General features: G+C 42.7%; 25 protein-coding genes. 2 read left to right on the forward strand and 23 right to left on the reverse strand.

Features of this window, described 5'->3' with window-relative positions; translation table 11 throughout:
* From NTU69_00450 to NTU69_00540, 19 genes are all read right to left on the reverse strand, one after another.
* Positions 1-489: ABC transporter permease (locus NTU69_00450; protein MCX5802000.1), on the reverse strand; the 489-nt coding region annotated here is incomplete at its 3' end.
* Between the two features lie 408 nt (positions 490-897).
* Entirely contained in the window at positions 898-2064 is a 1167-nt protein-coding gene (gene nrfD, locus NTU69_00455) for a polysulfide reductase NrfD (GenBank protein MCX5802001.1), read from the reverse strand.
* A gap of 6 nt (positions 2065-2070) precedes the next feature.
* Entirely contained in the window at positions 2071-2808 is a 738-nt protein-coding gene (locus NTU69_00460; protein ID MCX5802002.1) for a 4Fe-4S dicluster domain-containing protein, read from the reverse strand.
* Positions 2809-2888: 80 nt separating this feature from the next.
* Complete coding sequence (dsrJ, locus tag NTU69_00465) at positions 2889-3275, reverse strand: sulfate reduction electron transfer complex DsrMKJOP subunit DsrJ (GenBank protein ID MCX5802003.1); 387 nt, start codon at positions 3273-3275, stop codon at positions 2889-2891.
* Between the two features lie 175 nt (positions 3276-3450).
* Positions 3451-5049 carry a (Fe-S)-binding protein gene (locus NTU69_00470; GenBank protein ID MCX5802004.1) on the reverse strand — a complete coding sequence of 533 codons (1599 nt, stop codon included), beginning with the start codon at positions 5047-5049 and terminating at the stop codon, positions 3451-3453.
* Positions 5050-5074: 25 nt separating this feature from the next.
* Positions 5075-6070, reverse strand: a complete 996-nt coding sequence (gene dsrM, locus NTU69_00475) for a sulfate reduction electron transfer complex DsrMKJOP subunit DsrM (protein ID MCX5802005.1) — start codon at positions 6068-6070, stop codon at positions 5075-5077.
* Positions 6071-6074: 4 nt separating this feature from the next.
* The gene (locus NTU69_00480) at positions 6075-6632 is read right to left on the reverse strand and encodes an RsbRD N-terminal domain-containing protein (GenBank protein MCX5802006.1); all 558 of its coding nucleotides are present in this window, start codon (positions 6630-6632) and stop codon (positions 6075-6077) included.
* A gap of 21 nt (positions 6633-6653) precedes the next feature.
* Positions 6654-6749: a 30S ribosomal protein THX gene (locus NTU69_00485; protein MCX5802007.1), complete on the reverse strand. Its 96-nt coding sequence runs from the start codon at positions 6747-6749 to the stop codon at positions 6654-6656.
* Between the two features lie 57 nt (positions 6750-6806).
* A complete protein-coding gene (locus NTU69_00490; GenBank protein ID MCX5802008.1) occupies positions 6807-7151 on the reverse strand; it encodes a sulfurtransferase-like selenium metabolism protein YedF in 345 nt (114 codons plus the stop codon).
* Between the two features lie 73 nt (positions 7152-7224).
* On the reverse strand, positions 7225-8823 hold the full coding sequence (locus NTU69_00495; protein MCX5802009.1) for a (Fe-S)-binding protein: 1599 nt from the start codon (positions 8821-8823) through the stop codon (positions 7225-7227).
* An 18-nt stretch (positions 8824-8841) separates the two neighbouring features.
* On the reverse strand, positions 8842-9759 hold the full coding sequence (locus NTU69_00500) for a respiratory nitrate reductase subunit gamma (protein MCX5802010.1): 918 nt from the start codon (positions 9757-9759) through the stop codon (positions 8842-8844).
* 33 nt (positions 9760-9792) lie between these two features.
* Positions 9793-10110, reverse strand: a complete 318-nt coding sequence (locus tag NTU69_00505; protein ID MCX5802011.1) for a TusE/DsrC/DsvC family sulfur relay protein — start codon at positions 10108-10110, stop codon at positions 9793-9795.
* Positions 10111-10123: 13 nt separating this feature from the next.
* Positions 10124-10273: a YHS domain-containing protein gene (locus tag NTU69_00510; protein MCX5802012.1), complete on the reverse strand. Its 150-nt coding sequence runs from the start codon at positions 10271-10273 to the stop codon at positions 10124-10126.
* Positions 10248-11711, reverse strand: a complete 1464-nt coding sequence (gene cobB / locus NTU69_00515) for a hydrogenobyrinic acid a,c-diamide synthase (glutamine-hydrolyzing) (GenBank protein ID MCX5802013.1) — start codon at positions 11709-11711, stop codon at positions 10248-10250. The genes NTU69_00510 and cobB overlap by 26 nt, the downstream gene beginning before the upstream one ends.
* Positions 11712-11719: 8 nt before the next feature.
* Positions 11720-11923: a hypothetical protein gene (locus NTU69_00520; GenBank protein MCX5802014.1), complete on the reverse strand. Its 204-nt coding sequence runs from the start codon at positions 11921-11923 to the stop codon at positions 11720-11722.
* Positions 11924-11939: 16 nt separating this feature from the next.
* A complete protein-coding gene (dsrB, locus tag NTU69_00525) occupies positions 11940-13004 on the reverse strand; it encodes a dissimilatory-type sulfite reductase subunit beta (protein ID MCX5802015.1) in 1065 nt (354 codons plus the stop codon).
* A gap of 132 nt (positions 13005-13136) precedes the next feature.
* A complete protein-coding gene (gene dsrA / locus NTU69_00530) occupies positions 13137-14309 on the reverse strand; it encodes a dissimilatory-type sulfite reductase subunit alpha (GenBank protein MCX5802016.1) in 1173 nt (390 codons plus the stop codon).
* A gap of 191 nt (positions 14310-14500) precedes the next feature.
* The gene (locus tag NTU69_00535; protein MCX5802017.1) at positions 14501-15667 is read right to left on the reverse strand and encodes a cysteine desulfurase family protein; all 1167 of its coding nucleotides are present in this window, start codon (positions 15665-15667) and stop codon (positions 14501-14503) included.
* Positions 15668-15687: 20 nt separating this feature from the next.
* Positions 15688-16206 (reverse strand): iron-sulfur cluster assembly scaffold protein, encoded by a 519-nt coding sequence (locus NTU69_00540; protein MCX5802018.1) that lies wholly within the window; start codon positions 16204-16206, stop codon positions 15688-15690.
* 189 nt (positions 16207-16395) lie between these two features.
* Here NTU69_00540 and NTU69_00545 point away from each other — a divergent pair, with 189 nt between their 5' ends.
* A complete protein-coding gene (locus tag NTU69_00545; GenBank protein ID MCX5802019.1) occupies positions 16396-17931 on the forward strand; it encodes a putative sulfate exporter family transporter in 1536 nt (511 codons plus the stop codon).
* An 89-nt stretch (positions 17932-18020) separates the two neighbouring features.
* Here NTU69_00545 and NTU69_00550 read toward each other — a convergent pair whose 3' ends face one another.
* From NTU69_00550 to NTU69_00565, 4 genes are read right to left on the reverse strand one after another with little or no spacing between them, the layout of a single operon-like run.
* Positions 18021-19106 carry an SPASM domain-containing protein gene (locus NTU69_00550; protein ID MCX5802020.1) on the reverse strand — a complete coding sequence of 362 codons (1086 nt, stop codon included), beginning with the start codon at positions 19104-19106 and terminating at the stop codon, positions 18021-18023.
* 5 nt (positions 19107-19111) lie between these two features.
* Positions 19112-19945, reverse strand: coding sequence for a hypothetical protein (locus NTU69_00555; protein ID MCX5802021.1), 834 nt, complete (start codon positions 19943-19945; stop codon positions 19112-19114).
* Positions 19942-20778: a TraB/GumN family protein gene (locus NTU69_00560; GenBank protein MCX5802022.1), complete on the reverse strand. Its 837-nt coding sequence runs from the start codon at positions 20776-20778 to the stop codon at positions 19942-19944. The genes NTU69_00555 and NTU69_00560 overlap by 4 nt, the downstream gene beginning before the upstream one ends.
* Positions 20779-20801: 23 nt before the next feature.
* On the reverse strand, positions 20802-21653 hold the full coding sequence (locus tag NTU69_00565) for a hypothetical protein (GenBank protein ID MCX5802023.1): 852 nt from the start codon (positions 21651-21653) through the stop codon (positions 20802-20804).
* Positions 21654-21771: 118 nt separating this feature from the next.
* Here NTU69_00565 and NTU69_00570 point away from each other — a divergent pair, with 118 nt between their 5' ends.
* Positions 21772-22299 carry an Lrp/AsnC family transcriptional regulator gene (locus tag NTU69_00570; protein MCX5802024.1) on the forward strand — a complete coding sequence of 176 codons (528 nt, stop codon included), beginning with the start codon at positions 21772-21774 and terminating at the stop codon, positions 22297-22299.
* The last annotated feature ends 22 nt before the right edge of the window (positions 22300-22321 follow it).

The following is a 22321-nucleotide window of genomic DNA, read 5'->3' on the forward strand; positions in this document are numbered from 1 at the left end:
CTTTATACTCAAAATTTCCGCCCTCACGAGCCGTGCAATCCCCATCCAGTTTGTAAGTCCTATTACAATCATAATATTCCATATACTCGGTTCAAGAAGGGCAATCACCGCGAGTATCAAAAAGAATGTAGGGAAACACATCATGAGGTCAACAAACCTCATAATCAGTTCGTCAATCATGCCTCCATAATAACCCGAGATAGAACCTATAAATAGCCCTATCAGGGTTGCTATCCCCACAGACACAAATCCCACAAGAAGAGAAATCCTGCTTCCATATACCACCCTGGCAAATACATCCCTCCCGAGCGTGTCGGTACCAAAAGGGTGTGAAAATGATGGCGGTGAAAGCACGTTTTTCAAATCGGGTTCAATAGGGTTGTGTAACGATACAAAGGGCGCAAACAGGGCACAAAAAAACATGGGAATCAGTATGATTAAGCCTATCAACGCCAGGTTGTGTTTACCGATTCTTCTTAATAATTCCATTTTCCGTTTTCTACTTTTAAACTATACCCTATGCCCTGTACCCTGTACTTTCTGTTTCGCTTCCTACAGTGCCCACGCCTTAAAACAGGTTGTCTGCGTATTCTTCTTCGCCAGTCCCTCATTGTTTTTTTTACGTTATAGCATTACAACAAATCTCTTTCAATATTTATTTAAACCCTTCCGTTATCAGCAGGAAGGTAAAACCCTTTCCCGTGCGAGGGCATTACAGAAATCCATGCTCGAACTGATTGATCATTCAAATATGACCGACACCGCCAGCGGTAAAATCATTTCAAGCTATGCCCATCCCTTCTTCTTAAGCCCCTTTTATGGTAGTCGGTGATCCAGGTAGTAATCTGAAGTAAAGGAATTATTCAATTCATGTAAATCAGCCCGTATCCTCTCAATTTAAGAATCCTGCTTTTTTGCCAGGAGCTTCATTTCAATGGCTATTTTGAAGAGGATTGTCAGGATTAAGAATCCTATTGCGTATATGCCAAGTGTAATGAGAACTTCTGGTAAGGTGGGCCGGTATTTAAAAATCTCATTTAATGGTGATGGAGTAAATCCTGGAATTAGTAGGTTGAGCCCCTTGTCAATCCATATGGATAAAAATACCATCAAGCACGCCGTTACGAGAATATTTTCATTTTTTCGTGTGCCTGGATTGATTAAAAGAATCAGAGAGATGAACATCAATATAATTGAAACCCACATGTATGGAACAAGCGTCATGTGTCCCTCCAGACCGAACAGGAGGTAATCAGAATGAGCAATATGTTCAGGGATCTTGCTGTAATAGACAGTGAAAAATTCAACCATCAAGAAAAAAACATTTATTAGCATTGCATAGGTTACTATCTGTGCCACTTTTTGAATGGCTTCTTTTCCAGGGTCGAACCTGGTGACCTTTTTTATAATAATACATATGATTATGAGGAGTGCCGGGCCTGAAGCAAATGCTGAGGCAAGGAAACGGGGTGCGAGAAGGGCGGTGAGCCAGAATGCTCTTGCACCAAGGCCTGAATATATGAAGGCTGTTACTGTATGTATACTTATAGCCCAGGGAATGGACAGAATTATCAAAGGTTTAACCCATGCAGGGACTGGTTCTTCCTTGTGTTCAGCGTCAAGTGTATACCATCCGATAAGCAGGTTAAGAATGAGATAAACGGTTAAAACAATCATATCCCAGAACAAAAGCGAACTGGGTGATGGATAGAAAATAACATTGAAGACCCGTGATGGCTGACCGAGGTCTACAAATATAAACATAATGGACATTATCACGGCTGAGACGGCTAAGAATTCGCCCAGAACCGTGATTTTGCCAAACTGTTTGTAATTATGAAGATAGTATGGGAGGACTACCATGACTGCAGATGCTGCAACCCCTACAAGGAAGGTAAAATTTGCAATGTAGAGACCCCATGATACATCTCTGCTCATACCTGTAATACCCAGACCTTCCCGCAATTGTACAAGGTAGGAGATAAAACCGGCAATAACTATAAGGAGTAGCAGGGCTATCCATCCCCAGTATCTTCGAGCACCATGAAGGGCCTTCTCAAGCATATATCCTCACAAGATATAGTAGACTTTCGGTTCAGTTCCCAAATGCGGCTTTCGCAATATGCTGAATTTAGATTTCAGGATTTTTCTCACATCTGAATCTGTTGCATTGAGGTCGCCAAAAATGAGCCCTTTCTCTTTACATGCTTCAACGCATGCAGGCAGAAGATTTTTAGCGAGTCTCTCTTCGCAGAAATTGCACTTCTCCACAACGCCTTTCATCCGGGTGGGAAAATCCATATTGATTTCATTAATAGATGGCCTCGGGTCCTTCCAGTTGAAACTCCTGGCTCCATAAGGACACGCCGCCATACAGTACCTGCACCCGATACACCTGTGGTAATCCATCATTACTATACCGTCTTCCCTTTTCCATGTAGCCTTTGTGGGACATACTTTTACACAGGGCGGGTTTTCACAGTGATTGCATAATACAAGGACACTTCTATTCTTTAATACCTCGTTGAGGGTAGTATATCCCTGCCCACCAAATACCCTCTCAAATGGGGCGTTCCATATCCACTTGACCTCATCCTTCGGATTTGCCAAATCAGGGACATTATGGAGGCGGTGGCATGCATCAATACAATCCCTGCACCCATCCTTTTTTGAACAGGCATTGAGGTTTATGACCATAGCCCATCTTTTTTGTTCCGGTTTTGAAAAGAGACGGAATGCAGGCTGGATCGTCAATCCTGCCAGTGAGAGTCCGGTAATCTTAAGAAATTTTCTCCTGTCCATGCTCACCTAAAGATACGATGCATCATTTGTCTTTCGCCCCTCATCCCTCATTATTGTAAAATTATTCATTCTCAATTCTTCATTCATCATTTAGCGGTTACCCTCGGATAGTTATGGCAGTCCCAGCAATGGGGTTTTACCCCTGCATAGTTGTGGCACTTATCGCAAAACCCCTCTTTATCAGAGTGACACTTTATGCACGTTCCTGTAAGGCCTATCGTATGGATCTTCCCATCTTTCGCCACATACGTTCTGACACCCTGCCTTACAGCTACTTCTTTCCATTTATCAAGCAGTTCCATATGGCGTGTTTTCATGTAAGGTGTAGATTCCACACACTGTTTTTCTGTGACAGGGACTTTTAATTCCGGTACGTATGCCGCCTTTCCTGTAAGCCCGTTATACCAGAGAGGGAACAGTATCAAGATGAGGAAGATTGTAATACCTGTTATTACTTTGACAGTATCATGCATAAATATTCACCCAGAATATCCAATAACCAAATTCCAAGCTCCAGACTTTACATAATTAAATTCTAATAACCACATCTCAATGACCAGACTTCTAACAATTAGATTGCTCTTTGAACGTATTCGTCTTGTGGTTGGTGCATGATCATTTGTTTGGTTATTGGAATTTGGTAATTGGTTATTCACCAAGTGGTTCACCTCTCAGATTCGTCTTTCTCTCAGTCTCTCCCTTCATAACAAGGGCATTCCCCACAAGTTCATGGACACCAGCAACTTCCACACCAGGAACCCAGTATTCAAAAAGGGGTGGTAAAGAGGCCTTGTCAATAGCACACATACAGGCCACCATATTTACCCCGTATGTTTCCTTAACATACTTTACCGCATTCGCCCTCGGGAATCCTCCCCTTAGCCTCATCTCTATATTCTCATCCGCCCCCAATCCTGCTCCACTTCCGCAGCAAAAGGTCCTCTCTTTTATCGTGTTTTCCGGCATTTCATAAAAGGAATTGCACACATTATTTATAATGAACCTCGGTTCCTCAAAAAGACCCATAGCCCTGGCAGGGTTACAGGAGTCATGGAAGGTTACCTTCCACTTATCGTTTCTATGGGGGGCAAGCTTTAGTTTATTATGTTTTATCAGGTCAGCGGTAAACTCTGCTATGTGAACCATCTTTGTGGATTTTGTATTTTCAAACCTTGTCCCTGTTATCGGGGAAACAGGTTCTTCCAGAAAATCTGCAGGCCCATTAAACGTGTCCATGTACTGGTGAATAGTCCTCCACATATGGCCGCATTCCCCTCCGAGAATCCACTTAACCCCCAACCTTTTCGCCTCAGCATATATCTTGTCGTTAAGACGTTTTGCCAGTTCCATCGAATGAAAGAGACCGAAGTTTCCCCCTTCAGAGGCATAGGCACTCCAGGTATAATCGAGACCGATTTCATGGAAAAGCATAAGGTAGCCAAGCAGTGTAAACCAGTGGGGGCTTGCAAAATAGTCCGCTGATGGAGCGATAAAGAGAATTTCCGCACCTTTTTTGTTTATAGGCAGATCAACCCTGATACCCGTCAGATCTTCTATCTCATCAACTGCAAATTCCAGGGTCTTTTTAAAGGCGTGGGGTGGAACGCCGAGGTGATTACCTGTCCTGAAGCAGTTGGATGCGGGCTCGATAACCCACTGGATATTGCAGCCGACAAGGTTCAGGAGTTCCCTTGCCATCATGGTAATCTCACAGGTATCGATGCCGAAAGGGCAATACACCGAGCAGCGCCTGCACTCCGTGCACTGAAAAAAATAATAAAACCATTCCTTCAACACATCCACTGTGAGTTCTCTCCCACCGGCAAGTTTTCCAAAGAGCTTCCCTCCAAGGGTAAAATATCTCCGGTAGACCGACCTTAAGAGTTCTGCCCGCAATACAGGCATATTTTTAGGGTCTCCTGAGCCAATAAAGAAATGACACTTGTCAGCGCATGCACCACACCGGACACAGATATCGAGAAAGAGCCGGAAGGAGCGATGTTTTTTTAGAAGCTTCTCCATTCCGTCGAGTATGATTTCTTTCCAGTTTGCAGGAAGTTTCCAGTCTGCATCGTGAGGCTGCCATTCCCTCTGGTTCGGTAGTTCCAGATATTGCTGATGTTTTAAAGGGGCACTGTAACAGTAAGTTCCTTTTCTAAAGGTAGGGGTGGTCTCCATCCAGCCCTGTGCCGGCGGGGATAGATTTATATCTAAGAGGTCATCCGGTTTTTTCAGTTCCTCAGCCATTACAACTCCCGTCCTCCCTCGTGTTTCATTCGTTTTTCTCTAAAGGCAGTCCAGCTTCTTTCATGGCGTCCCTGAAGTCATTCTCCCATTCCTCATAGGTGTGTAGCTTTACAGGATAGTTCCAGGGATTGACATGTCTCACCATACGGTTATTGTTCATCTGGTTGCGTGTGGGGCTGAAGAACACTCCAGCCATATGTATAATCTTGCTCACGGGTAAATACGCAAGGAAAACGCTCACGAGAAAGAGATGGAGGTAAAAAGCCAATCTTATCCCGGGAGGCACAACAGGATGGAAACTTACGAGCCCGAGGCTCAATCTTTTTATCTCAAGGAGGTCTACCTTGAAAATGTGTCGCATGAGGATCCCTGTTGATACGATACCTGCAATGAGAAAAAGGGTAAAGTAGTCAGAAGGGATAGAGATATATCGGATCTGTGGATAAATGACCCTTCTCAGGAAAAGGTACGTGAGGGCAACAATAATCAGTCCATCAGTGATAAAGAGGGCAGGAATGGTTAATTCAAAAATACCGTCAACACCTTGAAGAAAAAGTACGAAGGCAGGAATGGGTTCTGTAAAAAACCGCAAATGTTTCATCAGTATGAAAAGCAATGACCAGTGAAATAACAGCCCTCCCAGCCAGAGGAATTTATTTCCAGAAAAAACAAGCCTTCCCCCGTCTCTCAGTTCAACCCTGTCATTCCTGAAAAGTGAACGGAAGAGGAGCACCTCGAGGGCCATCCTCCCTATAACCCCTGCTCGGGTATAAGGACTTTCAATGTTATCAGCCTTTATCCAGGGGAGTGACTTCTGCTGGCCGCAGACAGTAGGGATGCAGAAAGGTTGCGGGGTTTTTGCCCACACAATGACACGGTAAATAATTCCACAAATGAATAAAAGAAAGGCTGTATAAGGTATCACGGCACCAAAAAGGGCATACATCCCGAATATCCCGACCCCGGCATACGCGATTGATAACAGGGATATAACTGCAAGGAAAGGATAGAAAGCCTTCATTTTTTTAGTCTACCTGTTTCATGATTTTAAGGAGTCTTAAGGCCATGTCTTTGCTGACCTTTGCCTCATTTACCCTTATCTCATAAATTTCTTCCCTGCATTTTAGATAAATATCAAAGGCAAGGGAGGCAAGCATGTCAATCTTTGTCTCAAACTGTAATAATTCAAATAGCATCTTGCTTTTATCATCCATCATCCATCGTCCCCTGGCCTCGCGCTGCGAAGCAGGGCAGGCCTCGTCCCTCGTCACTTCTTCCCTTACCGCCTTCTTAAGCAAAGAGACAAAAGAAATCGCCTGAGAGGGCATTAAATCCTGAACAGCCCTGATTCTTATAATACTGTCGAGAGCCGAAATAACCCTGTCAGAATCTCTCTCATATACCAGTTCATCAAAGAGGATTTCTGTCCCCTCAGAAATTATATGCCCAACGGGATTTGCAAATCTGTTCTTCTCCTGTTTTAAAAAATTTGAAGTAACGGGCTGGTAGCTCTCAAGTATTAAATCAAACCACTTTTCTAATATAACCTTTTTCTTCTTTAAAAGAAGTTCTTTTAAGTTCATAAAAATCTCTAAATCACAGTTTTAAACTGATTTCTTGCTTCTCTTTTTCGGTCGTTTTTTTCCGTGCGTTCCCCTCCATACTTTACCACGCCTGGAGCGTTTGTCGCCTTTCCCCATACCTGCCCTCCTATGATCTCTAAAATTTATCAGTATAAACGAACAGATTCCCGTCCGTTACAAACTTATTACCTCATTATGGAGGACAAAATCCAGAATCTCATCCATCGTTGCAATGTTACCAACAGCGATACTATCTGTGAGACGCAAATCCTGTACACATAACTTTCCTGCAAGAATTGTTACGCCTTTCTCTTCAAGGGCTTTCAGACGGGGAACTGCAGGCGAACCCTCTGCAAGGAGTTTCACTGCCATATTCCAGAATATCATCGCCTTCGGTCTATCTTCTCTTTTTGCAAGGGTTTCCAAGAGGTTCATGAGTATTGCGAATCCGAGGGTTTCGTCACCGCTGCCGACATACTCAGAACCAAAGACTATTACCTTGTCGCTGGTCTTATCCATTCCACACACCGATATAGCAGGTAATTTTTATTATTGTCACTCTTTCGCTCTCTGCTCCACGCTCTCTGCTGATTTAATGCCATTCCCAGTCTATAAACGGCTTCTTGACTTCCTCCATCCCGTTGACAATCAGTTCCGCAAGTCCGCCATAATATATACCGCATTCCTCCCAAACATTATAATAACTAAAGAGGTCCCGTATCTGTCCCTTACAGTTTGAGCACGGGGCACACACGTATTTTTTGATATCCGGCGCAATGACATCCTGAAAGGTCTCCAATATCTGTTTGAGTTTTACCCTCCCTGACACAACACTTCGCCAGTCAGGAAAATTCATTGATTGCATAATAGCAAATCCGCTCCCTCCACCGCAACAGTAATTCTCAACACCATGGGGTTCCATTTCCACAAATTGTGGACAAATTTTTCTGAGAATCCTCCTCTGGGGTTCCACAATACCCATGAGTCTCACCATGTTACATGGGTCATGAAGGGTGACGGGAAAGTTATTTTTGTTGGGATCTATCTTGATCCTTTCATTGCATACCAGATCTTCCAGTAATGGGAGGACACTTTCTCTCGGGATATTCAGGTCTCCTGTCAATACCCTATCGGCAACTACTATCATTGCCTTATGGGAGTGTCCGCACTCACCAACGTTAATCTTTTTTACCTTCAATTTTTTTGCAATCTCAGCATGTCGTATGGCAATTCTGGCAAGCTGAAAGTCATCGTACCAGACACCGTAATTGACCGCATCATATCCGACCAGCTCGCTCGAAAGCGTCCAGTCAATACCTGCCGCATCAAAAATGATTGCGAATGCTTCGGGATTTTCGGGCCATGAAAGAAATTCTCCTGCATTATGGATAAGCAGTATTTCTGCCCCTTCCTTATCAACAGGTATTTTAATCCTTTTACCTATCTTCTCCTCGATATCGTCTTCCATGAAACTGATAATATTGCTGAGTGCCTTCGGTGTAATACCAGTACTTGAGCCTGCCTTTAACTGCTGAACGGTTCCCTGTTCGTGTAGCTCTTTGGGTGCAATACCCAATTCCTGACTGAAGAGCTTTCTTATTTCATGACTGATAAGGCCATTGTCAACGCCGAGGGGACATACCTGGGCGCATTTCCTGCAGAGCGTGCAACGGTAAGCAAGCTCTGCGAGCCGTGCAACGAGGGTCCAGTTCAGGTCGATATCACTTCCGGTTAACTTGGACAGGATACCTCCCCGTTTTTTCAGATACTTGTTAATAATCCGCCGCAGTATCTCAGGGCGGTACGTGGGGCGGTAGATCTCTTTTCTGCCGCTTGCGATGTATACCGGACATGAATCATTGCAGAGCTGACATTTAACGCAGTATTCGAGGGAATGGATGAGGGGCTGCAGGAATGTCCAGTTGTTCTCCTTCGAGAGGAGTTTTTCAAGACCTGAAAGAAATTTTTCGACAAACGTCTTTTCCTCTTCTACTGTTTTTGGCCTGGGAATGCCGATTGCCACCACGCCATCAAGGGATGCTTCATACCTACTTTTCTGTTCATCCGTAAGCTCCGTGATAGCTGGGTCTTTCTTAGGGTCATCATAGGGGTATGGAAGAGGCATCAAATCGGAAGGCGTAATCTTAATCAACTGGTCATTTTTTTTACTGATGTCTTCTATCTTCATCATTTATCCTCTCGCAACCCATCATTTTTTCGCATTCTCTCCCCACGTCTTTCCTGATTTGATATGTGGTGCAGACCATGTAACCTTCCATTTAAGCTGTTCCTGGAGCTTCTTTTCGAGTTCACTTCCTTTTGTATTCGGTTCATCATCCCATCTGATTAAAAAGAAGGCAAATAACCTTGAGATATAATGCATTGAGCGTGTATATGGAAGGTATATTAAAAACAGCGCAAAGATAATGATATGCACTTCCCCTGCAGGTTCAATCCCTGTAAAATGAAAAGTAATCAGCCCTTTCCAGAATTCCCTGTATTCAGAAAAGGTTGGGTCAACAAAATACCATGCATATAGTCCGCTTAAAAAGACAGCCAGAGTAAATATGTAATTAAAGTAAGTTAATGGCGATGCGTAAGTTTTCAAATCTTTATCCGTAAGCCTTTTTATTATCAAGCCTATGCTGCCAAAAACCCCGGTTGTAAAACTGACAACACCGATTACAATTGTTAAATAATAAAAGATATTTACACCAATAACCTCTGCTATTGCCCCTAAGAAACATAATATGTGGAATGTAATAATCAGTATAAAACCAATATGCCACGGATATAGAACAAGCCAGTAGCTTTTATGCCTCTTGAAATATTCTCCAAGGTACAAATATTCCTTTAAAAGATATATTAACCCTCTTAAAAACCTTTTTTGGCGTGCCTTTGTCCACCACTCAATATCTTCAAAATATGAGCCTCCATACTTATATCTCTCTTCATGGATAACCGGATAAAGATCCCACCGGAGATGAACGGGCAACCTGAGGTATTTAACAATCTTTACCGTGTACATGGTTATGATGAAGATGTAGGCAAAATAGGTGAATATGGCAAGAAAGATGCTCATGTCATTTAGCTGAGAGATAAGAGCTGAGAGCAGAGAATCTTTCACTCTTTGCTCTATGCTCCTTGCTCCATGCTGACGTTAAACGCATCCCGTGGGTTTCGGTAACCCTGCTATCTTACAGGCTCCCTTGGCAGGACCGCCAGGAAAGAGCCGATAGATTGTCTTAAGATCGAGGCCTGTCTGCTTACAGAGCATTCTGATCGGGGGAGCGATCTCGTATTTGATGTAGTAATCTCTCAGATAGTTCACAAGCTTCCAGTGATCTTCGCCCATGGGATATGCCTGCTCCACCTTTGCCAGGTCTTCTGCAACTTCCTTGTTCCACTTATCAGGTTCCTGAATAAAACCATCCTCATCAATCTCAATTTCCGTTCCACCAAGTGTAGCCTTTGGCATCTGTTACCTCCTGCTATTTTTTCTTGATATATTTTTCTGGTTCTTCATCGAACCTTTTCTTACATGCCTTACTGCAAAAATAATAATTTTGCCCTTCATATTTGCTTTGACCTCTTGCCTTCTTTTCCTCTACCTCTTCATGACATACGGGACATGTTGCCATGGCTTCTCCTTTCTAAGTTATCTTTGTGGGAATGGGCATAGCGTTTCTTTTGCTTTAGTATAAGTGATACAAAACCCTCTGCCCATTGAGGTACACTTAAGGCATGCAAATGGGTATAAGCTGCAAAGAGGTTTTTAAAAAAAACACCATCAACCTTACCGTCAATCCCATGCCCTCGCTTTATTTTATAGGCAAACTTCAAATCATCCGAGTATAACAGTTTCGAATGATGGAATTCATGACCACGTAGCACCGAACCTAAGGGAAAGAATGGGTTTTCGTTGCCAACTTCTACTTCCACATACCCGTGCCCCTGAGGTCTCTTGCATATTTCGATATCTGCAGGGATTGCGCCTACCATTTCATAACGTCGGCCTTGCCAGCGAATTCCACGGCATAGATAAGTAAGTCCTGCACATTCTGCATAGACTGGTAAACCACCTTCGATAGCCAGAGCGATCTCATGTCGGAGACCCTTATTTGCTTCCAATTCCGCTGAAAATAATTCAGGGAAACCTCCTCCAATATAAAGACCCTCAATCCTTGGCAGTCTAGTGTCCTTAATTGAATCAATAAATAATAATTCAGCACCCGAATTCATCAACATCTCTAAATTTTCAGGGTAATAAAAGTTAAATACCTGATCAAAAAGCACCCCTATTCGGACATTAATCTCTTTTTTATTCTTTTCTTCCTCTCCTTTTACAAAATGCCTTTCTGCACTTCTGGCGATTGATAATATCCCGTCAATATCCATGCACCCTTCAATTACACGCAATATGTGTTCGATTGCAGAAAGACCGGATATGCTTTCCCTGAATGGTATGAGGCCCAGATGCCGTTCGGTTATATTGAGACCAGCATCCCTTGGAATGGCCCCTAAAACAGGTATTTTACAGTACCTTTCTATAGCATCAACAAGTTTAGCCTTGTGCCTTTGCCCCGATACATTGTTGAGGATAACCCCGGCAATCGGGGTATCGGGTTCAAAGTTTTTATACCCGTTTACCAACGCCGCCACACTGCGGGTTACTCTTTCAGTATTGATAACAAGGATAACCGGGGTACGAATCATCCTTGCAAGATGTGCAGAACTCCCCCTGCCGTTCTTATCAATACCGTCGTATAACCCCATATTACCCTCAATAATCACCAAATCGGAGCCTATTGATGTCTGTTCAAAACTCTTCAATAATGTGGCTTCACTCATCAAAAAGGCATCCAGATTACGGCAACTCTTGTTTGATGCTGCAGAAAGCCATGATGCATCAATATAGTCAGGGCCTTTTTTAAAGGGTTGTATTGATAGGCCCCTTTTTCTGAAGGCATCACATAGTCCTACACTTACAATGGTTTTACCTGAACGCCCGCTCGGTGCTCCTACCATCACACGGGGAGGTATTTCGTAGGTGCTTTCCGTTTGCTTTATATTACCCATGCAATTACTTACTTACCTTTAAGCTTTATAAATGAAGTCCCGAGGTAGATATATTCGACCTTGTTCTCCTTACTGAGTTCTGCAATTGCCTTATCAACGACATGCTTGTCAGCCCCGATACTTCGCGCCACATCCTTATTCTTTGCATGACTCACCGTGCCCAGATAATCGAGTATCTTCTGTTTCAATTCCTCAGTTACCTCGCCGTTCATGCAATCACCTCCTCTGTTACCACTTGAACTGTGTGGTGGTCCTGTAAGTATCCACTGCATGTGTGAAATCGTCAATATGCTGTTCAGTGAAAGGAATACCGGTGAGGTCAAAGAATTTCTCCCAGCCTATCCTTTCAATCCATTCGCCCATTCTTTCATACTTCCGTGCGCGTTCAGCATATATATTGACTACCTTCTTGAGTACATCAGTAACCTCCGGCCAGCGTGGTGGATGATTCGGGAGATAAGGGACAATCATTCTTGAGAACATCGGTGGTTTTCTGGCATTAGAGACCTTCCCGCCAGCATATATCGCAACACCGTCTCCTTCGGCATCTGCCAGAGGCATGGCAGGACATACGGTAAAACAGTTCGCACAGTACATACAGAGATCATCCCTCACAATGACGCTCTTTATATTCGGGTCAGGATTCCGCCTGATCGCCCCGGTCGGGCATGACTGTATTGTGGTCGGGATCTCGCATACAGCGGATAGTTTACTATGGTCTATCTTTGGTGGCTTTCTGTGAACCCCCACTATGGCAAGATCAGAGCAGTGTATTGCTCCGCACATGTTGATACAACAGGCTACCGAGATCCTGAGAAGGGCAGGAAGTTTCATATTGGTAAACTGGTCATAAAACTCATCCATAATTGATTTGACCAACCCTGATGCATCAGTTGCCGCACTGTGGCAGTGTATCCATCCCTGGGTGTGGACAATGTTGGAGATGCAGTTACCGGTTCCACCCACAGGAAGTCCCAGTTTGTTCATTTCGTCAAGGAGTCCCTGTACATTTTCCTCTTTGTCCGTGAGGAATTCGATGTTGGAGCGGCTGGTAAACCTCAAGTGTCCGTCACAGTATTTATCAGCGATATCGCAAATATCACGGATGAAGTCTATACTTACAAGCCTCGGTGAACCTACCCTCACAGTATACAGGGTATCGCCGGTCTCTGATACATGTTTAAGTACACCGGGACGGGGTATTTCATGATATTTCCATTTTCCATAGTTCTTCTTAATTACTTCCGGCAACATGGTACGGTAATCAGGTGGTCCAATATCTGTTGCTCCCATAACATCCTCCTTATTAATCACCAATAACCAAATACCAAATTCCAAACAATAAATAAGTTTCAAATTCCAATCGCTTGGTTATTGGGAATTGGTAATTGGAATTTTTTTTGATACTTGATAATAGGTTATTCATCATTTTTTATCAAAAAATACGTATGGGTTTGCCCGAGGCTTATACACCATTTGAGGAACAGGTTCTATGCCCATTTCACGAAGGAATGTCTTGAGCCCAACCCTTTCAATCAGCTCCGCAAGCCTTTCTCTGGTTCTTCCATTTTCATCCCACCAGTCCCATATTTTGCGGAGAAGGTCTTTGAGTTCTTCGTACGGCGGTTCAATCTTAATGAACGGTATCAATACCCATGAAAGATACGCCCCCTTGATAATAGGCGCTTTACCGCCAATAAGAATGGTAGCGCCTCTGTTAAGCCCAGGTCTTATCGCTTTTGGCATCTTATTTATACAGTGCATACACCTTACACAATCTTCCGGCTGAAGGATTAATTCCTTTGTCTTTTCATCCCACTCAAGTGCATTGGTAGGACACTTATCCACTATAAGTTTATGGATGTCAAATCCTCTGTCGGCGTATTCTCTGACGCTATTTTGATCAATCCTTAGGTTGTCCCTCCAGGTGCCTATTATGGTGAAATCAGCCCTTGCTATTGCCGCCACACAGTCATTTGAACAGCCTGAAGCTTTAATCTTGAATTTGTAAGGCCATCGCGGCCTGTGGATTTCGTCCTGAAATTCCATGGTCAGGTTATAGATGAGATCGAGGGTATCAATCGTAGACCATTCACACCGTGCAGGGCCTACACATCCAGTAGGTGTCCGTAAAACTGAACCTGAACCACCGAGATCGAAGCCGACCTCTATAAGTGCATCAAAGCATGGCTGGAGATTCTCTGTAGTAGTTCCGAGGAGTATGAGGTCACCCGTTGAACCGTGGAGATTCGTCATGCCACTCCCGAACCTTTCCCATACATCACAGATCTGTCTTAAGGCCTTTGTTGTATAAAACCAGCCACCCGGGTGGTTTACGCGCAATGTATGGAAGGATGCTGCATTGGGAAATTTTTCAGGAACATCGCAGTACCTCCCGATAACACCACCTCCATAGCCTGTAACGCCAACAATGCCTCCATGTTTCCAGTGAGTTACTCTGTCTTTATAAGATAATTCCTGAATGCCGAGCAGGTCTTTTGCGGCCTTGTTCTTTTTTGCAGCCCGTTTTATCTCTTTGACATAGCTCGGCCATGGCCCCTTATCCAGCTCATCCAGTAATGGGGTTCCTTCATCCATCTTTCACCTCCTTAAACATTAAGCAGATAAATATTTTTCATCCCTTCAGTATTTACCATAATTTCATAATAGCATTTTATAAAATCTTGTCAACCTGTTTTATGAATAGCTATCTTTTAACTGCACAATTTGTTTTATATGAAATATCTACTCAGGACAGCTTAAATATTCAGCAGAAACAGCATAAATCTTTACCCTTTCTTCTTATAAAGCGGTGACATACTTCTGAGAAAATCGACACTCTTCTTGAGGGAGTCAACAGTTTTATCTATTTCTTCGAATGTGTTGTTAATACCCAGGGAGAAAATAGCTGTTCCCTGGGCAATTGTGTAGTCGCAGCCAATAGAAGTTAAAACGTGTGATGCCCTGAGTGATCCTGTAGCACAGGCAGAGCGGGTCGATACACAGATCCCCACCTGATCGAGCATAAGCACCATTGACTCGCCCTCCACATATTTCACCGAGCATGATATTAAGTTTGGAAGACTTTTCGTTGGGTGCCCGTTTATATTGATTTCTTCAATCTCGTTCAACCGGCCTATAAGGTATTTCTTCAGTTTTAGCATATACTCCATACGTTCTTTCATCCCTTTTCTTGCCAGCTCGGCGGCCTTCCCCATACCAATAATACCGACCATATTCTGTGTTCCAGCCCGCAGATTCATCTCCTGAATACCACCATCTAAAATGGGAACAATCCTGGTGTTTGTGCGGACGTATAGCGCACCAGCCCCTGAAGGACCGTAGAACTGATTTGCAGCTAAACTCAGGAGGTCTACCCCCATTGATTCAACATCTACCGGGATTACGCCGGCTGAAGCAACAGCATCCGTATGGAGGGTTATCCCTCTCGCCCGGGTGATTTTACTTATCTCTGAAATAGGCTCAATGGTTCCAATTTCATTGTTGGCATGCATGATGCTCACAAGAATGGTTTCATCGGTGATAGCCTTTTCCACCTCTCCCGGGTCAACCAATCCAAATTTATCCACAGGCAAAGAGGTTACATGATAACCCAGTCTCATTAATGCTCTGAGAGAACGGAGCACTGCCTGATGCTCGATGTTCGAAGTAATAATATGTTTTCTCCTGTCAGCCATGGCGAAGGCAACCCCTTTAATCGCATGGTTGATTGATTCGGTGCCTCCCGAGGTAAAGACAACCTCTTCAGGTTTAGCATTGATGAGTTGTGCTACCTCTCTCCTGGCATTTTCCAGGGCTTCCATTGCCTGATCCCCCATATGGTGCTGGCTTATCGGGTTACCAAATGAATTTTGTATATAATTGATCATAGTCTCTTTTACTTCAGTATGAAGCGGTGTAGCAGAAATGTTGTCAAGGTAAATCATTTTTGCCATCCTTTCTTAAGAAAACTCACTCAATGATTATTGAGCGTTGGCTTTCCACAGTTCGAACAGTAAGGGGCCTCTTTTGGCAGTTCAATATCACAATACGGACAGTAACAATGCTCTTTTCCCATTTGGAGGTATTCAACCTTACCGCCTCTTGTCTTCTTCGTTCGCCCCTCTTTTTTATCAAAATAATCCATAATTGCTTTGTGTAAAGCCTCTGCACCAAGATTTGTGCAGTGAAGTTCATTTTTTGGAAGTTCTCCAACTTCAGCCAATATAGTCTTATTGGTAATGTTAAGAGCCTCCTCCAGAGTCTTTCCTTTGGCCATTTCAGTTATCATACTCGATACTGCAATTGCTGCACCACACCCGAACGTCTCAAATTTAATCTCTTCAATACGATTATCCCTGACCTTTATCGTTATGGCCATCATATCACCGCATACAGGGTTACCAGCCTCTCCAATCCCATCAGGATTGGTAATTCTCCCAACGTTACGTGGATTTTTGAAATGTTCCATAACAATTTCCGAATATACAGACATTGTAATACCTCCTCTGGCTTTCGCCTGAATCTATTTTAAAATTATAGACATTTTATTGTCTTTTTCAATAATTCTTTCAAAAAGTTCCTGTAAAAGTTAACAGTTTTTATGTATACATATACTTGACAATTCTGAAACATAGAATATAATTGATTTAGATGTATATTCTCATTAAAGGGAGGTGTTGTTATGGAAGAAAAAAAGCAGGGCATTGATTGGACAACGCTCTGGAAAAAAGACGACTGGATGTCGGTCTGGATAGGATTCCTCATTCTCATTATCTTTATAGCCGGAGCTACATTCAAGCTTCCTGGCTGGCAATGGATGACCGATGGTGCTTTCATTGATAAGGTGTCCGGTTTGGCGCCAAAGGTCGAAGCACTCGCAAGGGATGCAGAAGGTAAGGGTGAGGCGAATATTCAGAAAGAATCACTTGCCCTTAAGGCTGCGCTCGATGCAAAAGACAGAAAGGTAATAGGTGATGCGGCTGGTAAACTCGAAAAGGTAGCTAAGGATGCAAAAGATAAAGATATTAAAAAGAAAGCTGAAAAATTTGGTAAGGATATCAAAGGAAATGCCGGGGCAACGATCGGAAAAGTCTTCTCTGGCAATAATATGCTCAGGGCGTTATACCTGCTGGTAGGGTTATGGATACTCGGTGCAATAGGAATGGCTTTTATGGGTGTGTCTGTGGGCAAATTTACACTCAGTTTTCCAATTGTCTACATACTTTGTGCATTGTCCTTTTTGGTTGCCGGGAACAGCACGGTTTCTTACTACGGCCTTGAGGTCGTTTTCTGGGCGTTAATCTTAGGACTCATCATAAGCAATACCGTTGGTGTGCCTGAATGGTTTAAAACTGCAGTAAAAACAGAGTTTTTTATCAAGATAGGACTTGTTCTCCTCGGTGCAGAGGTGCTCTTTACCACTATCGCAAAAGTGGGAGCGTATGGGATGGTTCAGGCTGTCATTGTCATTGGAGCTGTTTTCTATGTCTGTTTATGGGTCTGCAGGAAGATTGGTCTTGACGATGAATTTGCAGCAATTCTTGGCACTGCAGTATCTATATGCGGTGTTTCAGCGGCTATAGCAGCTGGTGGTGCTGTAAAAGGTGACCAGAAGAAGGTAAGCCATACCATATCACTCGTACTCTTGTGCGCTATCCCAATGCTGATCTTTGAACCCCTTATCGCAAAGGCGGTAGGGATGCTTCCTGCGGTTGCCGGCGCGTGGATAGGGGGTACCATCGATACAACAGGTGCAGTTGTTGCAGCAGGCGCTATTGCCGGTGAGGAAGCAATGGCCGTAGCAGTTGTTGTGAAAATGGCACAGAATGTATTGATTGGTGCTGCTGCCTTCTTACTTGCCATCTGGTTTACCTTTAAAGGAAAAGAAGGTGCAGAAAAACCAAGTCTTATGGAAATATGGTTCAGATTCCCGAAATTTGTCGTTGGCTTCATCGTTGCCTCCATAGTTTTTTCCTTCTTTATGTCTGATGCATCAGCCAAGGCTGTCACGGGGATCACCGCCGGTTTAAGAGGCTGGTGGTTCACGCTTGCCTTTTTATGTATAGGGCTTGATACAAGGTTCAAAGAGCTTATGTCAATGGGTGGTGGCAAACCGGCTGCAGCATTCCTTATTGCCCAGGCATTTAACATCCTGTGGACGTTGATTTTTGCATATCTCATCTTCGGTGGTATACTCTTCCCGGCGCCAAAGTTCTAAGATAGTAAGGGTTCAAGGGGTCAGGGGTTCAAGTGGGTGAAAAATCCTTGAACCCCTTAATCCTAAAATCCTCGAACCCTTCTTTAAAATCACACACCAAGCATTTTATGACAGGTCTTGCATGGAGACGGGGGTTCTGTTAGTTCCAGGGTTTCTGGTTTTTTCATATCAAAAAGTGCCTGGTACGTTTCTTCAATCCTTTTCTTTCTCCGGGCAAAACAATCCCTGAATTCGACATATTCCTTCCTGTTCCATATTGTCTCAAATGACTCCCTGAAAATATTCCCAAAGCTTATCTTTTCTACAGTAAGTTCCTCCCCGCAGAAGATTCTTTTAAAAGGGGAAGGAATGGGTGGATAAAGGTACACACAGGGAGATATTTCGCCGTCTACAGATATGTAAAGATTTCTAAGGGGGTTTTCACTGCACACCGCCACATCATGGGGTGAGAGGTACGGTGCAGTTAATTTGATTTTTAATTGCTTAGCCTTTGTTCTTGCCTCATCCATAATGTTACTATGAGATTCTTCATTTTCGCATGTAAATACCTTCTCGCTATCCTGCCAGGCATTTGATATCTGTATAATATTTATAAGTACAACTTCCTCAATGCCAAGTGTTTTTGCAAGCTCGATGACAAGCGGGACCTCAGATATATTATCTGCAAGCATGAGGTAGACGATATGAATCTTTGGTTTTTTTAACTTATTCTTATCGCTTAATTTCCTGAAAAGTTTTATTGAATTGATTAGCATGCCAAAATCAGAATTTACCCTGATCGAATTGTGCGTTTTACTCGTAGCTCCTGAGAGGGAAAATCCTACAAAATCGATCCCTGCATTGACAAGTTTCATAATATAATCTTCATTCAATCCCATCCCGCTTGTTACAAAACCAACCTCAGGCCCTTCCTGTTTCGAAAGCCTTATAAATTCGATCAAATCCTTGTGGAGGAGTGATTCACCCCACCCTTCAAGGACAACGCTCTCCACATCATTCAAGTATGGTGTGATTTTTTTAAAATCCTCAATACCCATATCTCTGCGAAGGTAATCCTTGTACTCGTCTTTTACACACATCGTACATTGTAAGGGGCACCTTGTAGTAATCTCAATCTGCCACGCAGAAAATTGTCTCTTTTTTGGTTTCTGAAGAAATCTTTGAAAAATGGTCATATCCCTCACAATTTCTGGAAAAGTGTCTCTAAAGCTATTTTTTGATTCACTTCATATAATAAAAAATTATAGGGCAGAAAAGGGACGCCACCCCATTTCCTTTTAAAAAACCTGACCCCTTCATTAATCCCTAAACCAAGGTTGATAAATCGCTTTTCTTTTGCTGTATTGATCAATTCATAGAAAAGTAAATCCGATGCACCCGATACATAATTTTGCCTTGATGTGACATTGAACATATAGAAAGCATAATCGATGGAACCAAACTCCACAACATCAAATGCAACAAGTCTATCATGTTTATCCCTCGCATTTAGGATGAATGCTGTTTCTGAAGATGATATATATTCAGGAATCTTCCCGAATATAAACTTCGTCTCTTCACTTACCGTATGAGAATTCAAAAATTCTGAAATCAGATTTTTATGCTCATCAGAACAGTCATTCTTTTGATCAATTAAAAGCTCTCTCTGTGCCCGGCTTATCATATTCCTGACCTTCTGGGATATGGTGTAATTATTTAAATCCAGCCTGTAGTATTCATCGGTATTTCGTTCCAGATGACAGATGTCTTTCAATAAAATTTTCGGCTCTATGAGTGCGATTCTTCCGGGCTTGAACTCTCTTACGGCGGCATCAAGCACCTTCTTCATGTTCTTCTCATCAAAAGATTTCTTAAACGGGTAGCCGACAAAAATCAGGGTATCATTCTTTCTATAGCAAAGATAATCTTTAAATAAATAAGGCTCTCCTCCGGAGACAGCCGCAACATACCCTATTACATGTTCGGGCAGGTAGGCGTGGGTTTTAATATATTCCGATTCCTTATCCGTAATCATACGTCACATTTTGAAACTTTATAGCCAATTCCCTCAAGCATCCTGCTTATTCCCCGAATATGCGTTGTTCCTACAAATACCATCGCATTTCCCTTTTCAATAAAATGTTCCATTCGCTCAAACATAACCGGGTCCCTTTTATCTATAATGGATTCACAGCGGGTTGGAAATTCAACCGTAACACTCATCATTGTTTCTATGTCTCCCTTAAGATAACACTTCACGTGTTGCCTTGAGAATTTTTCCCAGCTGTTAAATTCTCTGAAAAAATTAACAATCCTTTCAAAGGGTATCCCGTTCAGCGCAGCTATCTGCTCCTCAATGGTTTCAAGGAAGTGAATATTTTTGCCCAGTTGTCTGGCAACGGAAAGGGCTTCAAGGTCAACGGAATACTTCCAGCCTCTCTTCTGTAAATATTGTGACCAGATTTTTAAAAAAGCCATCCAGGGTTTCAACCCCTCTATTTCGGAATGAAAAAGGTTACCTTTTCCTGATTTGAACATATGTAAAGAAGACATCAGAGAGCTGTCTATATTTCCCGTACCTGATCCAAGCTCTTTATTGATTTTTTCAATTGTTTTACGATCCAGTGCATCATAAAGCGACGGGGTATCTCCATCTTCCATGCCATACACCCTTACCGTGTTCATATTGCTTTCATCAAGGGGGCCTTCGAATAAGACCGTATCAGCGTTGCTTATTAGCCCGGTGAGCGATTTTTTAAAACTACAGGGAAAGAAATGTGCTGTTCCAGCAAGGTAGCTTCTCTTCCCGCCCAGTTCTATTTTCCATACCATCCTGAAAGTTTTTTCTTTCGAACTCAGGAAAAACACTGAATACCCGCCTTACGCATATTTCACAGTTTTGATTCCAGCAATTTAATCAAGGTAACTGGTCTCGTATATCCTGTATCATATTCACAGAATGCATAGCGGAGAAATGGCACACCACCCCATTTTTCCTTAAATCTTTTTATGCCGCCATTTACTCCCAATCCTAAATTGATAAACTGCTTCTTATATTCCTGTGCAACCTTTACCATCTCAAAAAAGAGGAGATCCGAGGCATGGGGTGTATAATGTTTTTTCGAATGACATCCAACGAGATATGTTACAAACCTTCTGGCAGCATTTTCCAGCACGTAAAAAGCGGATAGCCTGCCTCGGGCATCACTCGCATTCAAAACAAGGGCGGTGTTTGATCTCGATACATACTCAGGCATTGAGAGGTAAAGCTCTCTGACGAGGTCATTTGGCTTCTCCCTTCTTAGAAACTCGTCGATGAGCCTCCTGTGTTCCTTTGTAATGTTATTTGCCCGTTCAACTGTAAGGTCTTTCAGGGCCCTGTTCACTTCACGCATTAATCTGCTCTTAATAGCAAATCCATCCAGCTCAACCTTATAGTACTCGTCATATTCTACTTTTCTAACTGATTTTAAGAAATATTCAGGGATTTCAGGGGCTATCATCCATAGATACTCGGGTTTGAACCTCGATACGACTTCCCGAACGGTTAATATGAATACCTCCGGTGAAAACACGCCTTCCAGCGGATATCCAACAATGATTGCCCAGTTATCTTTTGCGTAACACAGGTAATCCCTTACAAGATATGGCTCCCCCTTTGATATGATCACCATAAGGCTCACGATGTGTTCTGGAACATAGGCCTTACTTAAAATGTGCTCTTCATCCCCGGTTGTTATCATTGACTTTTTTGACGACCTCCTTTTAAAAGTTTAGCACATATGCCGATTTAAGTTTAGCATTTCGAGATATATTGACAACATGCTTTGCTGACGTATACAATCAAGATAGTAATTAAGAGTGCTGAATGAAAAGTTAAAATTTGAGAAATGTAAAATTCTTATACCGGATTTTCATTCTTCATTTTTCATTGTTGTGAAACCGATGGATGAGATAGATAAAAGGATATTGAATATTATACAGGAGGAATTCCCTCTTACCCAAAGACCGTTTAAAAGCATTGGGGAATCCATAGGCATAAGTGAGAAGAAAGCTATCGAGAGGGTAAAAAGGTTAAAAGACAAAGGTTATATAAGAAGAATAGGGCCGGTATTAGAACCAAAAAAGCTTGAATATATGAGCACCCTCTGCGGTGCACATGTAGATGAAAACAAACTCCCTGACTTTGTAAAAGAGGTGAATAGGCACAAAGGCATAACCCATAATTATGAACGGGAAGGCGAGTTAAATCTGTGGTTTACTATTGCAGCGGAAACAGAGGAGGAGATAGAACGTTTTCTTTCAAAACTTGAAAAGAGATTCTCAATTACAATATATAAATTCCCCAAAAAAAGGGTATTCAAGATAAAAACAATTTTTCCAGTATGAAACTGGTACAGTAATTAAGAAT

This window comes from Pseudomonadota bacterium, assembly GCA_026388215.1.
GTDB lineage: Bacteria > Desulfobacterota > Syntrophorhabdia > Syntrophorhabdales > Syntrophorhabdaceae > JAPLKF01.